11 protein-coding genes and 1 pseudogene are annotated in these 14,284 nt (G+C 51.2%); 3 read left to right on the top strand and 9 right to left on the bottom strand.

Features of this window, described 5'->3' with window-relative positions:
- Positions 1-91: 91 nt before the first annotated feature.
- The 3 genes and pseudogenes from Q0294_RS07130 to Q0294_RS07120 all read right to left on the bottom strand — a co-directional run.
- Positions 92-1,138 (bottom strand): annotated as a pseudogene (locus Q0294_RS07130) (type II and III secretion system protein); the annotation flags it as partial.
- A 15-nt stretch (positions 1,139-1,153) separates the two neighbouring features.
- Complete coding sequence (locus tag Q0294_RS07125) at positions 1,154-2,128, bottom strand: pilus assembly protein N-terminal domain-containing protein (protein WP_299462517.1); 975 nt, start codon at positions 2,126-2,128, stop codon at positions 1,154-1,156.
- A gap of 603 nt (positions 2,129-2,731) precedes the next feature.
- On the bottom strand, positions 2,732-3,328 hold the full coding sequence (locus tag Q0294_RS07120) for a hypothetical protein (protein WP_299462514.1): 597 nt from the start codon (positions 3,326-3,328) through the stop codon (positions 2,732-2,734).
- Between the two features lie 523 nt (positions 3,329-3,851).
- Between Q0294_RS07120 and Q0294_RS07115 the strand changes: the two genes are divergently transcribed.
- On the top strand, positions 3,852-4,442 hold the full coding sequence (locus Q0294_RS07115; protein WP_299462511.1) for a hypothetical protein: 591 nt from the start codon (positions 3,852-3,854) through the stop codon (positions 4,440-4,442).
- 26 nt (positions 4,443-4,468) lie between these two features.
- Here the strand turns inward: Q0294_RS07115 and mtnA are convergent, their stop codons facing one another.
- Positions 4,469-5,551 (bottom strand): S-methyl-5-thioribose-1-phosphate isomerase, encoded by a 1,083-nt coding sequence (mtnA, locus tag Q0294_RS07110; protein WP_299462508.1) that lies wholly within the window; start codon positions 5,549-5,551, stop codon positions 4,469-4,471.
- Positions 5,552-5,791: 240 nt separating this feature from the next.
- Between mtnA and Q0294_RS07105 the strand changes: the two genes are divergently transcribed.
- Both Q0294_RS07105 and Q0294_RS07100 read left to right on the top strand, forming a co-directional pair.
- Positions 5,792-6,469 (top strand): DUF1080 domain-containing protein, encoded by a 678-nt coding sequence (locus Q0294_RS07105; RefSeq protein WP_299462505.1) that lies wholly within the window; start codon positions 5,792-5,794, stop codon positions 6,467-6,469.
- Positions 6,470-6,523: 54 nt separating this feature from the next.
- Complete coding sequence (locus tag Q0294_RS07100) at positions 6,524-7,813, top strand: Gfo/Idh/MocA family oxidoreductase (RefSeq protein WP_299462502.1); 1,290 nt, start codon at positions 6,524-6,526, stop codon at positions 7,811-7,813.
- 656 nt (positions 7,814-8,469) lie between these two features.
- Here the strand turns inward: Q0294_RS07100 and Q0294_RS07095 are convergent.
- From Q0294_RS07095 to Q0294_RS07075, 5 genes are all read right to left on the bottom strand, one after another.
- Complete coding sequence (locus Q0294_RS07095) at positions 8,470-9,765, bottom strand: hypothetical protein (RefSeq protein ID WP_299462500.1); 1,296 nt, start codon at positions 9,763-9,765, stop codon at positions 8,470-8,472.
- Positions 9,762-11,366, bottom strand: a complete 1,605-nt coding sequence (locus Q0294_RS07090; RefSeq protein ID WP_299462497.1) for a PQQ-binding-like beta-propeller repeat protein — start codon at positions 11,364-11,366, stop codon at positions 9,762-9,764. Before Q0294_RS07090 ends, Q0294_RS07095 begins: the two co-directional genes overlap by 4 nt.
- Positions 11,367-11,439: 73 nt before the next feature.
- Entirely contained in the window at positions 11,440-12,471 is a 1,032-nt protein-coding gene (locus tag Q0294_RS07085; protein WP_299462495.1) for a DUF1559 domain-containing protein, read from the bottom strand.
- Positions 12,472-12,738: 267 nt separating this feature from the next.
- Positions 12,739-13,416, bottom strand: a complete 678-nt coding sequence (locus Q0294_RS07080; protein ID WP_299462492.1) for a hypothetical protein — start codon at positions 13,414-13,416, stop codon at positions 12,739-12,741.
- Between the two features lie 190 nt (positions 13,417-13,606).
- Positions 13,607-14,284 (bottom strand): sugar transferase (locus tag Q0294_RS07075; RefSeq protein ID WP_299462489.1); only part of this gene is annotated, 678 nt, incomplete at its 5' end.

Below are 14,284 nucleotides of genomic sequence, written 5' to 3'. Positions count from 1 at the left end.
AAAATACGACGTTATCTTAAAACTAAAGATAATTCGTATCTCGTTTTCAAATTTATAAATGAAATTCTGTCTTCAATCATTACTCATGGAATTACTTTCCCTGACCCATCCAGGGAAATTTTGATCGACTCTTTTGCGGTTCGGCTGAATCCATTCTCATCCTGGGATCCACGTACCCTGCCGGTTCGACCCAGCTATTATTACTGTCTGGACTCGTGTTCTGAAACCGGTCTTTGATCATTTGTGTAAAGCGACGCGGATTCTGTTGTGGCTGGTTTGTACCATAACCTGTAGACCGGGCCTGGGGTCCACTCACGCCTGGAGCCGGTGGCGGAGGTAATGGCTGATATTGGTTCGATGGTGCCGGATTCATCGGAGGTCGAGCAGGACGTGGTTGAGCCGGAAAAGTACCACTTTGCGGGATTGGCTGAACGGGGGGATTGTTTTGATAGGTTCCCGTATTCATCGGTGGATAATAAGGAGAAGCAGGTGCCGGATTAAACGGCTGGTATCCGACCTCGACCCCCTGGCCGGCCCCGCGTCCATAAGGCTGCAGCTGATATACGCCTTTGTCCGGAGCCCCTTCTGTCATAGCATATTTATATAATTCTTTATCCTGAGGCACAGTGACTTCGAAGCCCGGATAGGGTGGCACTTCATCTTCTTCCATAGGCCGTACCAACTGAGGTGTCACCGTAATCAATAATTCCGACTCTCCCTGGCTCGATTGTTTGGAACTGAAAAGATAACTTCCAATGAGAGGAATTTCTCCCAGCCAGGGAATTCGCGTGACACCTGTTGACGAGTCATGTCCGAATAAACCAGCCAGGACAATGGTTTGTCCCTCTCGTAATTCCACAGTCGTCTGGGCTCTTCTGGAATTCAAACCGGGAATACCACCGACTGAGTTGCTATCGTTAATCTGGCTATATTCAGGGACGATTCTCATTCGAATCAGGTCCTTGTCGATCACAATCGGCGTTACCACAATGGAAGTACCAAAGCCGCGAAACGTTGTTGATGTTCCCTGAGCTCCCCCGACGCCGACAATCGTAGGTACTGCAAATTCACCGCCGGCCAGGAAACTCGCCGAGTGACCACTCAACACGGTTAACGTCGGTCGAGCCATAATTTTCGTGGTGCCATTCTGCGCCTAAGCATTGATGAGCACATTCACTTCACCGGCTTCGAAAATACCTGTCAATGTAGAAGGGACTCCCCCCATTGTCGAACCGATAAATTGACGCCCGCCATCAAACAGAACGCTTAAATCAACGCCCAGCTGTCTCATCATGGTGCGGTTCATTTGAGCAATTGTCACATGGATCATTACCTGAAATTCACCCGGAATCTCCAGCATATTGACTATTAATGAAGAGGCATAGTCGTAATTGACTCCACCATACGTCGAGTCAACTCCCGCTCCCCCAAATGCTCCACCAGCGGAATAAGGCTGAGGGCCACCCAGATTCCCGTCAAAGTTAATCACTTCTCCGCGAATCACGGAAAGAATATTGGCAGCTTCCGAAGCGTCAGAAGCTTCCCCTTTGACGATAATTTTTCGGGAAAGAGGAATCAGATAAACTTTACTGTTAGGAAATAATACCGCTATTTTGCGTTCCAGCTTGCCGTAATCAATGCGTCGCTGGCCTTCGAGACTTGGGTCCTGGATTGTGTGAACAAGATAAGTAATTGGACTTTCATCCCCCTCGAACCAGAGGGTCAACGTCGTTGTCCCCATCTCCAGACCAACAATCGCCACTTCCGTCGGCGAGTAGGTCACAAATTCGATAATGGAAGGATCTGCAATCGCATATCTTCGAATCCGAGAATTCGTGATCACCAGCTGACTGCGGCGAATGATAATCTCCATTTCATCAAAGATTCCCGGTGTAGATCGAATCTGTGTAGGTAATGGTTTCCGGGTAATTCGCCCTGTATCCTGAACCATACGGATGCGCGGACCTGCTGATTGAAGTTGCGCGTTCTGGATGGGAATCATTCCCTGTTGATACTGCTGATCCTGGGATTGCTGCTGATATTGTCCGAAATCTTCTGATTGAAATTGATTTGGTGCAGCTGCATACCCACCTCCCCGTTGAACAGGGGGTGGCGGCAATTGGAGCATGGAGGGTCCTTGAGCATATCCCGATTGAGCGATCCCTATCGAACTCGTAAATAGAATCACTATCAATAAAATAGCGTTTTGACATTGATTCTTTTCAAAAATTCGAAATGCCGATCCGTGGCAGTTCTTCTTGAACATCCGCAGTTGCTCCCCAATTACCTGCAAAGAGGAAAAAGGTAATTTGCGTAATACTAAAATTCTTTTCAGGACTAAAAAACCTGTAAGTTCTTAACAACGTGGTGAAGAACTATTAATTTTTGTTTATTTCATTCCAGCAAGTTTTCCCTAACTTACTGTCTGATAATCATTTCAGGGCATGAGCCATAGAGACTGACTTGATTGAGACGGGGAACAAATCTTCCCAATCTCAGATCGAAAGCACGCAATCTGGGCAGATACATACCACATTGTATTGTTTGTATCGGCTGATCACGAAAAGAGGATTAGAGTGGTTCAACTTAATTTTCCTCTTCTACCGCGTCTTTTCAGGGTAAACCCTTGCAGCTTATCACTCAATAAAAAAACCCAGGCGGAAAGCCTGGGTTTTTTGCATGCACTGTGAACGAATCGGAAATAGTCTATCTGTATTTCCTAATTTCATTTTTACCAGCGATAATTAGTGTCGCGATTGTAAGTAGGAGCCCCAGGATTATACCAAGGCCGCCGATAACTGTATGACGGAAAACGGTAATGGCCATATTCGTTCGAACGATAAAATCCGGGACCAAAGTGCTTAGTGTACGGATCTTGTGATAGCGCCTGGTTTTGCATTCCGACATTGGCTTCATTTTGACCGCCGAACCAGGTCTGCCCTGCTTGAATCCCCACTTTTGGTGCGGTCATTCCATAAGTCCCGCCAGGTCCCTGAGTTGCACTGTAGTAATAAGGTGAACCCACTTGAGGAACCACATTGTTCGGCAGCCAATATTGATTACCTCCTCTTACATACGGACCTCCCTGATAGCCGGGCACAGGGCGGGTCAGTGCGTCCGGATTCTGACTAGCTGACCCGGGCTGTTGTTGATACTGGGGCTGTGCATTTGCTGCGGGATCGGGCTGGGGAATAACAGAACTCGCGGGAGGCGGCAAAGTGGCTGATTTACCCAGATCTGCCCCCGGTATCACAACATCATCAGCATAGAGAGCGGTTGATCCGATTAAGATCACCGCCATCGCTTTTATGATTGTCAATTGTTGCATGATTGGTCCCTTACACTTCATGTAAGTATTTCAAAACGTCGTTGTTTATGATTAAAAGCGGGAATCAATTCACTTTTCTCAGAGCACTTAAGGTGAATCGATGCCGAATCTATCAATGATCGCGATCATCCCTGCTGAATCACTTGTTCCAGTCGTCTAGATTTACATCTGATCAAATCAAGTAACTCGCTTGGAATTTTTCACGTCTACAATGAAACCTACACCATGATTATTCTTCAGAGACGAAAACCACGAAAAAGTTTTGATGCCCGACCGGGTTTCGGCAGAGATTGCCGGTTTATCTTCACCGGATGATCTAACCAGATTTAAAAATATTCAGGTTGTAGCGCGCTTATGTGATTTACATCTTACGATTTTTGTGATGAACCTGAAGGAAAGGCGCTTTGATCGTCCGATAAATAAGAATGCAGGAGCGTATCGCGCTTGCATCCAACTCAATGATTGAACCAATTCACCAAACAGAATACGGTCTCTGTTTGGTGATAAAGAGGAATTTCGGAATATGTGTACTACATTTATTGCCATTGCCATTGCTGCTGCCATCGGTGGAGATCCTGCCGACTATAGTGCCGCCGAAGTTCAGTATGATTCAAATTACCCCATGACCTCTGCCGGGGTGACTGGTGGAATCTATGGTGATCCACTCTACCCCTTCGATTCACAATACCCTTGGCAGCATGCTTACTTTCAGGAAATATCTCCTTACAGCGGATATCATTATTTTAAACCTTATAATTACCGCCACGTTCTCTCACAAACTCAGACGGCTGCGGGATGGGGAATTACGCCGCAACTTTCCTACTCACAGCATTTCTGGAATCGATACCAGGAACAGGGAACCTGGAAAAACTACGCGCTGCCTCCACGTGAAGAAGATATCGAAGAAATTCAGCAGCGGAAAAGAAAATACCAGGAACAGAATCAGGAACAGCGATCTTCCTTATATCAGCAACAACCGACCATGATGCCCGTTCAATATCAGGCCCCTTATCAGCAACAGAACGCCTATCAGCAGCAGTATCAACAACAACAGCCGGTACAACCACAGTATCGGGGAGCGATACCCGGATACAATCAACCTCCCCGATATTGATACCGGCGATCTCAGTTTTATCTGCTTTAAGCGGGATCAGAAGACAGCACACGTAAGACTTCCTCTTTCGTGACAGGCTGAATCAAACCGCGTTCTGTGATGATGCCCGTAATATATTTCGCGGGAGTCACGTCGAAAGCGGGGTTATAAACATCGACACCGTCAGGCGCCGTCTGTTTGCCAAATCCATGTGTGATCTCTTCAGGATGGCGTTCTTCAATCGGAATCTCCTCGCCACTCTCCAGACTTAAGTCAAACGTACTCGACGGTGCAGCAATATAAAACGGGATCTTGTGGACGCTGGCCAATAAAGCCACCGAGTACGTCCCGATTTTATTCGCCGAGTCGCCATTGGCGGCAATCCGATCAGCGCCCGTCACGACCGCCTGAATCTTCTGTTCCTTCATCACCCAGCCCGCCATCGAATCGCTGATCAGCGTTACGGGAATGCCGCGCTGCATCAGTTCCCAGGTCGTTAAGCGGGCACCTTGCAGTAATGGTCTCGTTTCATCCGCGTAAACGTGAATCCCTTTTCCCTGTCGCGCCGCTTCAAAGAAAACCGCCAGCGCGGTCCCACCCCCTGATGTCGCCAGGCCGCCGGCGTTGCAATGCGTGAGAACTCCGTCTCCGTTTGAAATCAAAGCGGCTCCTACTTCACCGATTTTGTGACACATCACCAGATCTTCCTGTTCAATCAGCCGCGCCTCTTCCAACAATCGCTGATGCATCTCGCTGTTTGAAAGTTCTGGTGAATCCGCGGCCAGCCTCTGCAAGCGATCCAGCGCCCAGAAAAGATTGACGGCAGTCGGCCTGCTGCCTGCCAAATATTCGGAAGCTTCTGTTAATCGCTGATCGAAGTCCGGACGCTCCGTGCCAGTACCGTTCTGCAATGCCAATACAACGCCATAAGCGGCTGCAATGCCAATCGCCGGTGCGCCGCGAACGCGTAATTTCTTGATCGCTTCCCAAACAGCTTCATCATTGCGGCACTCAATTTCCCGAAACTCGGTGGGCAGCAAAGTCTGATCGATCATTTTCAGATATCCATCTGTTCCGCCAACCCAGAATACCGTCGGAACGTCAGACTCGGTTTCATTTTCTAAATTCATATCCGTAAATCTTCCGGTTGTGAGTAATGCTCGAAATCATATTTCCCATATCATAGTCATTTTAATCAAAATTGCCTCAAACAAAAAACCCTGCGCTTTCACGCGGTTTTCCATTGATTCTGGTAAACTCTCTTTGGTATGCTCAATTCTGCACGCCTTTTTAAAGATCCTTAAATATCACAGGATTTTCCTTCCTGACTGACTTAACTTTCAATTGCGAATTAGCAAGGAATCAACACGATGCTTCAATTCACGACCAGGAAATTTACTGCTCTGTGCCTGTTGGCTTTCGCAAGTTTCTCTGTTGTACCTCTTAGCGCTGAAGAACATTGCGACAGCGACTTCGTCAGCATCTTCAACGGTAAAAATCTCGACGGCTGGAAAGGTGCCACCGACGGCTATTTTGCAGAAGACGGCATGCTCATCAGTAAAAAAGACAGCGGCGGTAATCTGTTTACCGATAAAGAATATAAAAACTTTGTCCTGCGGTTTGATTTCAAACTGGAACCCGGCGCTAATAACGGCATCGGTTTTCACGTGCCCATGGATCTCAACAAAAACAGTCCCGCTTATGCAGGTAAAGAAATCCAGATCCTCGATGACTCGGCAGAAAAATACGCCAAGCTTCAGAAATACCAGTACCACGGTTCGCTCTACGGAACTGCTGCCGCCGAACGCGGTCACCTCAAACCAGTTGGTGAATGGAACACACAGGAACTTCTGGTCGACGGCAACAAAGTCAAAGTCACATTGAATGGCACCACCATTCTCGACTTCGATATGACCGACGCCAAGAAAAACGGCACCATGGACGGCAAAGACCATCCCGGCCTGAAGCGTGAATCCGGTCATCTCTGCCTGTGTGGTCACGGCGCGAAAATTGAGTTCAAAAACATGCGGATCAAAGAACTCAAATAATCTGCTGAAACCACCACATAGATCATTCCTTAATTTCAAACAGGATAAGCACGCATGAGCTCTGAAAAGAAAGCGGCTTCGTCTGAAGTCACGCGCAGAAGTTTCCTCCAGACGGGCGGCACCATCGCTGCCGGCCTGGCCTGGACCGCACAAAGCTACGGAAATATTCTCGGCGCCAACGACCGGATTCGGATCGGCTTCATCGGCGCAGGCGGCATGGCCAACGCCCACATGAGTACGTACAACGCGATCAAGGATCAAAACAACCTCGAAGCGATCGCGGTTGCCGACTGCTGGAAAACCCGCGCCGATGAAGGCAAGGAAAAAACAGGGGCCAAACAGGCCTTTTCCGACTATCGCAAGGTTCTGGAAATCAAAGACATCGATTATGTCACGATCGCCACTCCGGAACACTGGCACGCTCAGATGACCATCGACGCGATGGATGCAGGCAAAGCCGTCTATTGTGAAAAACCAATGACGCACAGCATTCCCGAAGCCCAGGCAGTGATCAAAAAGCAGAAAGAGACCAAGCGGCCGATTCAGGTCGGCGTGCAAGGCATGTCCGACGATTCCTACAGTTCGGCCGCTAAAGCGATTGAACAAGGCGTCATCGGCCAGGTCGTCCAGGCCCAGATCGAATATGTCCGCCGCTACGGCGATCAAGGCCCCTGGCGTCGTCCCGGTCTGAAAGACGATGAAGCCAAACCGGCCGACCTCGACTGGAACGCGTGGCTCGGACATGCTCCGAAAGTAGACTGGAATCCGCATCATTACTTTGAATGGCGCAACTATTCCCAATACTCGGGCGGCATCTGCACCGATCTCTTCATCCACCGTATTACCAGAATCATGAAAGCCTGCAACCTGCTCTACCCGCGTCGCGTGGTTGGCATGGGCGGCATCTGGCAGTGGCCCGACGGGCGCGATCTGCCGGACAACTTTGAAATGATCTGCGAATACCCGCGTGGCATGACCGTTTATGTGCTGGGGACAATGAGTAACCGGGTCGGCATCGACCACCTGATTCGCGGCTATCGCGGCACCCTTTACTTCACTCCTTCCGGCTGGGTCGCCAAGGATAAAGACGGCAAGGTTCTCGCAGAACATAAAAAATCGGGCGCAGAAGATACGAAACTGCATCACACCAATCTGCAGAACCATCTGAGAAACGGCGAAGCGCTGAACTGCCCGACCGAGTTGGGTCTGGCCGGTGTCGTCGCCGTCAACATGGCCAATGAATCCTGGAGATCCGGTCAGATGATGGGCTGGGATACCAAAAACGAAAAGATGGTGCCCGCCAATACATTGGAACTCAGCCACTATCCCGAAACCGATTCCTGAACCGGATTCGCACCTGTTGCAATTCCTCAGAAAACGAATGAACGTTGACGAACTCAGGAATCTGAAGATCCAGAAAAACGCCCTGTTTTCAGGGCGTTTTTTACGTCTGGACTTCCCTGCGCCATTATCGATACTGCGTGTTACGCGTCGCGCACGCGAGTTATTTTTCTGTTTAGTGAAAACTTTCCACCCCGTTGATCGCAGCACCGTCATAACCTCTTGCCAGATAGAGCTTTGCAAAACCCAAGTTTTCACCGGTTCAAAATGAGCAGCGTCTTCGCAGGACAAATCTGACCATAACCTGACACTAACCGAACACAACTTGACCATCCCTGTCCCTTACCTGACCTGAACTGGACTTATTCCAACCTTGACTAACCCACGCCTCTGAAGATGATTTATCACAGTCATCCATTACCCTGTGCAACACATGCAGCCAGGTTGAACCCACATGGTTTTCGGATCGAACGCAGGGCGCAGCAGACTGCCATTCCAGATCATCATTCCACGCCAGAAATCAAAATGCGATTTGAAAGAGAAGCTCTTGCCGAAGCGGATTGTACCTCATGCCGTAATCAGCGCCGCAGATGAAAATCCGGCACCGGTAAAAGGGCACCGGTAAAAGAATGAAAACAGCTTTCAGAAAATCCTCACTTTCACTTTTGTCCCGGTGTCTCTGTCAGGTTCGCTTCTTCCCAGACCCGTTTCAATTCAGGCACTGTCGCAGGCAGTAGCGTCAGCAGATTTTGACGATCGGTATCAGAGAGATGCACATCCGCTTTTAACTTCCCTGTCCCCTTCAGAACTTCGCGCAGTCGTCCATAAACGTGAGCACGGACCGTTTTCGGCAAAAACTGAAACGCCGCAGAGTAAAGCATATAGCTGCAGGGATACGCGAACAGCCGCTTCTGCAGATCGAACTGCCGCAATGATCGCCCCTCCGAATCGAAGGGGCCGCGTCTGGTAAATTCATCCGCAAACTCAGATGTGCCTTGAATGGGAAATTCGAGTGCAGCTTCCCCCTCAAACAGCAGATGCTTCACAAGCAGCTCAGCTTCCTGCTTCCAGACCGCCTCCGGTTGGAGTTCAGCACCGCGGTGCACATCAATCTGCCACGCATAGCTGGTGCGGATCATAAAATTGTGGGCGTCGATCTGATGTTCGAAAACCAGCAGCGCCACAATGTCACTGTGCGGTGAAATATAGCTGCCGACGTTTATCAGCTTCGACAGGTCCGTTACATTACTGCCGGTGATGTTTTCTACGGGTTGCTTCGGTCGCTTCGATGCAGGCAGATGAAAATTTCCCATGTGTGCCGTCTTGCCATGCGTTCCCGTGACATACCAGCCTCCCCAGCGTCTGGATAACGGACTGGAATGGTCCGTGCGATAACTGCCCGCAGACAGAACCGGCAGACCTTCCGGATCGACGAACAGCGACCGCACCAGCAGACCGGGAATGTTCTTCGTGCGCGTCGAAGCGTGACACGTCATACACCGGGCCACCTGTCGTTGAAACTGTGGCCGTGTCGAAGATTGCTCAAGAGTATAAAACACCAGCCCCAGCTTTTCATCGGAAACCATCAGTTCAAGCAGACCGTCCTGAACGTAACCGACATACGCATCGTCATTAAAATACAGCGCGCGGGGTCGTTCCGGTCCAATTAAATGACGTTGCAAACTCGTTTTCGAAAACGGCAGCATCTGCGACGAAACAGGAATTTTCAGATCTTTGAGTAACGGAAGTAGATAACCAGAATCATCCCCGAACTTCCATGTTTTACCATCAGCGTCCAACTCTCTCTGCAATCGGGTGATCACATTCTGCGGGGAAGCGTTACTATAGTTAATCGGTGCCTCCTCAAAGTCCAGAGGGGGAGCAGCCCGGATCGAACTGCTCCCCAATACAACCACAACAGCAATCACAACCAGCATTCGATGAAAGCCGCTCATTGACCGACTCCTTCCGTCGAAACCGCTTTGCCCCCCTGCTCTGTTCCCTCCACAAGCGTCGCTTTACGAATGCAATACAGCCTGCTGCCCGTCCGCATCACGAGCGAACCATTCACCGCCGCATAACCGTATTGAACGGGATCGGCAAAGGTCAGTCCGTTGCGCGTGCGCGGCTGTGCCCCTGCGTTGTTTTCGGCTCGCTGCGGTCCCCGGCTTTGTTTTACTTCAGCACCGGATTTTGCCTCGGAGGTTGTGTCTGACGGAGTACGCGGGCCGTTTCCCGCATCTGCAGAACGTCGCGACGAATGCGCTCCATGAGCGGCATCCTGACTGCGTTGCAGGTCAGCGTCTCCGGCGGCAGCCGCACCGGCAAACAGTTCGTTTTCAGCCAGAATCCGAAACGCGGGGCCGGCGGCAATCACCGTCGTCAGACCATCCTTGCCGGGAAAATAAATCCGATCACCGAGCCCGAGCGGTGTCGCCCAGCAGGGCTGCCGCAAGCGTTTGACATATACCTGCTTGCCCGTTTCCGCGTCAAAACAGTACACAACACCCACTTTGTTGACCCAGTACGCCAGCCCCTGATGCACCATCGGCGAACCAAACGAGGGCATCGCTTTACCGGTTTTCCAGAGAATCGTCTGCTGATATTCGTCGCCGACACGTTTGACCTGCATGGCAAAATTCGATTTCCTGGCGTCATCCAGCCGCTCATCGTGCATGCCCGGCGAAGCACTGATCAGAAACTTGCCCTCACCAAAAGCAATCGGCGTGCAGGCCCTGTTGCCGCCAACTTCTTCAAACGTCCACATCAGCTTCCCGCTGGCAGGGTCGTATCCATCCACACTGCCGCTCGAACTGCAGATGATCTGATCAGCCTGATCGATCTTCAACAACGCCGGGGATGCGTAACTCTGGCGACTGAAGCGTTCTGTTTTCCATCTCGTCTCGCCGGTCTGCTTGTCGACGGACAGCAGATATGAGGGACCTTCATGGTCGATCAGCACAATCACACTGTCCGCCGTCTGTAAGAGTGAAGCCGCCAGACCAATCCGCACTTCAAACTCGCCGTAATCCTCTGTCAGCGAGCGCGACCAGACCTGCTTGCCGTCATGAGTCAACGCCAGCAGATTCCCCGTTTCAAAGAAAGCATAAATACGATCCGCATCCACGACTGGTGTCGGAGCCGAACGACTTTGAAAATAATTGCCGCGCACCGGCTGCGAGGACGCCGTCTTGAAATCCCAGATCCGCTTTCCCTGCAAAAGATCCAGCGCCACGATATGGCAGTCGTTTTTCATGGCCCCTTCAATCGATGTCGCAAAAATCCTCTCGCCCCAGATCACCGGACTCGACTGCCCTTTACCGGGAATGTCTGTCTGCCAGGCGATGTTCTTTTCCGGCGACCACGTCAACGGTAGAGAATCGACGGCGAGATCTGTCGCTCCCGCCCCCTGAAAACCGGGCCAGCGCTGCGCGTTGGAAGTTCCGGTTGTTGTCTCCTCTGCAATGCAGACCACAAAAGTGAAAATCACGATGCCCGCAGACAGAATCGTCGCGCGCCAGCCTGCCGACCGCGGATTGGAAAATAGCTCATTCATATCTGTTTCTCCTCAGAAACGTTGAAATTAAGTTTGTTTGTTTTAATTTGAAAAGTACGATCAACAATTGATGTTAAAAATCGCCGATCACTTCACCGCCGCCTTTCGTTCCCAGTGCGCGCCAGAGATTGACGTCGATACTGTCGCTCACAAACCGCACGGAAGCATCACCCAGTCCGACGTGCACACCGCCGACATGCATACTCCGCGGCGCAAACCAGCCGAACCCGTTGCGGTGCACGTCGGGAACTTCTGAGTTCGGCGTCATATAAGTATTGAACGTCGTCAGGTGTTCGCGCCCCCAGATCCAGGAACTCCGACCGCGTCCGTCATAATTCGCGGCAGCCGCAGCCGCGGCTGCGATATCTGGATTATGCCCCGGCGGTCCGGTGAAACCCGCTCCGGCTGCCCCCATGCCTCCCCCGCCATAGCGCGCCATCTGCCGCTGCGGGTCGACGACGGGTCCGCTTCCGTCCTGTTTGTTGCCCATCAAGGATTCGGACAGAATCAGTGTGTTGGAGGAGCCATCTAACATATCCCGGAAACGAGTCGCTGACCCCCAGAAGAACATCCCGTTCGTCCGCGCACGCGTATCGTAATTGGAATCTCTTCCATCACCGGTGCAGACCACATAATTCGTCCCGGCAAACAAACCGCTGCCTGTATTGCTGTTTTGAAACAGCGGTGATTCCGGTTCACTCGGACACAGAAATAAAGGCAAAACCTGACCCGCAACCCCATTGTGAACGGGGTTCATCGACTGACTGCCCCCTGACCCGACCATCAGCGGGATATCAAAGTCAATCAGGTTCTGCAGGTTGCCTTGATCGACAAACGGCAGAATCCGCGCCTGAATAGAAAAACCATACGCACTGTCAGAAGACAGTCCGGGAAACACGCGGTATGCGCTTTCATAGTTGTGGGCTGCCAGGCCAATCTGTTTCAGGTTATTTTTGCATTGGGTGCGCCGGGCTGCTTCCCGTGCCTGCTGGACGGCGGGTAACAACAAGGCAATCAGAATGGCAATGATGGCAATCACCACCAGCAGTTCGATTAACGTAAACCCGCGACTCGTGCGCCGCCGGTGTGAAAAAGGGAATGACATGGTATTTCCTCGCAAGATAAATTTGAGTGGTCTGATTCAAACCCGTGCGCGCACCTTGAGCGCAGCAGTGAAACAGAATTTAAAAAAGAGTCTGAATCCGCGAGGTCTGTGCGGCCGGTGGTAGCACGCTCACAGCAGGCCGGTAACCAGCTTTGTGGAGAGCGAGCCGCGTCCCGCCGTAAGCGCACCAGCACAAGCCGCACGCCTGTCCGTTAACCCGATTCTCAGCGCGCAGCAGCGCACCGGAATCAGTCAGCGGATACGAATTCAGGCCATCGTTGTGACAGCCAGCGCTACGCGAGGAGGTGGTTCGGGAGGCTCAACCGTACATGCGGGCGCCTTCAGCGAAACAGGCAGCGTCCAGACAACAGGATCAGCGTGAATCAGGCCGGTCTGAATTTCAGGCAGAATCGCCCAGGGGAGACTATTCCAGAACAATCCCTGCCCCTGACATTTCTGCACCAACACGCCAATGACAAACAAAGTCTCACTCTCTTCCTCAGCCCCCTTTACGGCAGGCACATTCTCTGAGTGTGAGTGATCCGATTTAGAACAGCAATCCTTCGTTTTGGAAGCAGTTTGAATGATTGCGCTTACGTCTGCCGACTTTGGTTTTGTGCAACAGCCACCCGCTTTACAGACCGCAGTGTCAGATTCGTTCGCAGCCGCTGCGATGACATAAGTCGGCGGGGTGACTCCATTTGCTTCCGCCCAGACGAGTTTTTCTTTATTCGTGAAACAGCAGCAACTCTTCCAGCACTGTTCTGCGGAACGGCAGCCACAGGGGCGATTCTGGCAGGGATAGGGGGTCGACTGATCTTTTTCGACAGAGGACCGTGAGCCAACAGGCAGCGGAACAAACGAGGCGCAAAAAGAAACGAGTACCAGCAGACTGACCAGCCTGCGTACCCTGACGCACCTTAAATTACCGAGCCAGACAAACATCAATTGACCTTACGCCGAGTACTGTCGACGCTGCAAAAAACATCCTGTTGACTCGCCCTCCACACACGCCAGATTATCAGGAACGCCCCCGCAAAGCAAGGAAACGTACGATCCTCACGACAAAGAATCAAATCGCACTTCCACAATCAATGGGGCAGTTTGGCAGAGAAATCGTTGGCTCAAACAATTTTTATAACGCGCCGCTGCCTGTTAAGATGACGCGGATCGTGCGGAACAGAATCTTCATGTCGTTCCAGAAACAGCAGTTTTGTAGATACATCAGATCCAGCGAAACTTTTCTGCGGAAGCCTTCGATGTTGTTATCGTATCCATTCACGATTTGTGCCACGCCGGTCAGACCGGGTTTCAAGCCCAGGCGATTGATGTAGTTCGGGATCTCTTTGCTCAAGCCTTCGATGAACTCCGGGCGTTCCGGGCGCGGGCCGACCAGCGTCATTTCGCCTTTGAGCACGTTCCACAACTGCGGCAGTTCATCCAGTCGCGTTTTTCGCATGAAGCGCCCGAGCCGTGTCACCCGCGGGTCGCCTTGGACGGCGAATTGCGCACCATTTTTTTCGGCATCCACGGTCATCGTGCGAAACTTGTATAATGTGAACGGCATCCCGTAGCCAGTTTCATCACGCCGATCCGAACCGGAAACACGACGATCGGAACTCAGATCCAGTTCCAATAAATCAATCTGCTCCTGACGGCGGTCACTCTTCACTTTTTTTCTTAAATTCAGACCGACGCGGGTCTGTTTAAAAATCGCAGGTCCGGTAGAAGTGGCTTTGACCAGCACTACCAGAAATAGCAGCAGCGGAGAGAGCACAATTAACATGCTGAAAGAGACTACAATGTCGAGCAC

It is taken from the genome of uncultured Gimesia sp. (assembly GCF_937919775.1).
GTDB lineage: Bacteria > Planctomycetota > Planctomycetia > Planctomycetales > Planctomycetaceae > Gimesia.
Note: the sequence above shows the minus strand (reverse complement) of the source record. Positions and strands in the feature narration are given on the sequence as shown.

Coding starts and splice junctions, on each gene's coding strand:
- Q0294_RS07080 (WP_299462492.1), bottom strand. CDS start 13,416: ATGTTTGTCTGGCTCGGTAATTTAAGGTGCGTCAGGGTACGCAGGCTG.
- Q0294_RS07090 (WP_299462497.1), bottom strand. CDS start 11,366: ATGAATGAGCTATTTTCCAATCCGCGGTCGGCAGGCTGGCGCGCGACG.
- Q0294_RS07120 (WP_299462514.1), bottom strand. CDS start 3,328: ATGCAACAATTGACAATCATAAAAGCGATGGCGGTGATCTTAATCGGA.
- Q0294_RS07115 (WP_299462511.1), top strand. CDS start 3,852: ATGTGTACTACATTTATTGCCATTGCCATTGCTGCTGCCATCGGTGGA.
- Q0294_RS07125 (WP_299462517.1), bottom strand. CDS start 2,128: ATGCTCCAATTGCCGCCACCCCCTGTTCAACGGGGAGGTGGGTATGCA.
- mtnA (WP_299462508.1), bottom strand. CDS start 5,551: ATGAATTTAGAAAATGAAACCGAGTCTGACGTTCCGACGGTATTCTGG.
- Q0294_RS07085 (WP_299462495.1), bottom strand. CDS start 12,471: ATGTCATTCCCTTTTTCACACCGGCGGCGCACGAGTCGCGGGTTTACG.
- Q0294_RS07100 (WP_299462502.1), top strand. CDS start 6,524: ATGAGCTCTGAAAAGAAAGCGGCTTCGTCTGAAGTCACGCGCAGAAGT.
- Q0294_RS07105 (WP_299462505.1), top strand. CDS start 5,792: ATGCTTCAATTCACGACCAGGAAATTTACTGCTCTGTGCCTGTTGGCT.
- Q0294_RS07095 (WP_299462500.1), bottom strand. CDS start 9,765: ATGAGCGGCTTTCATCGAATGCTGGTTGTGATTGCTGTTGTGGTTGTA.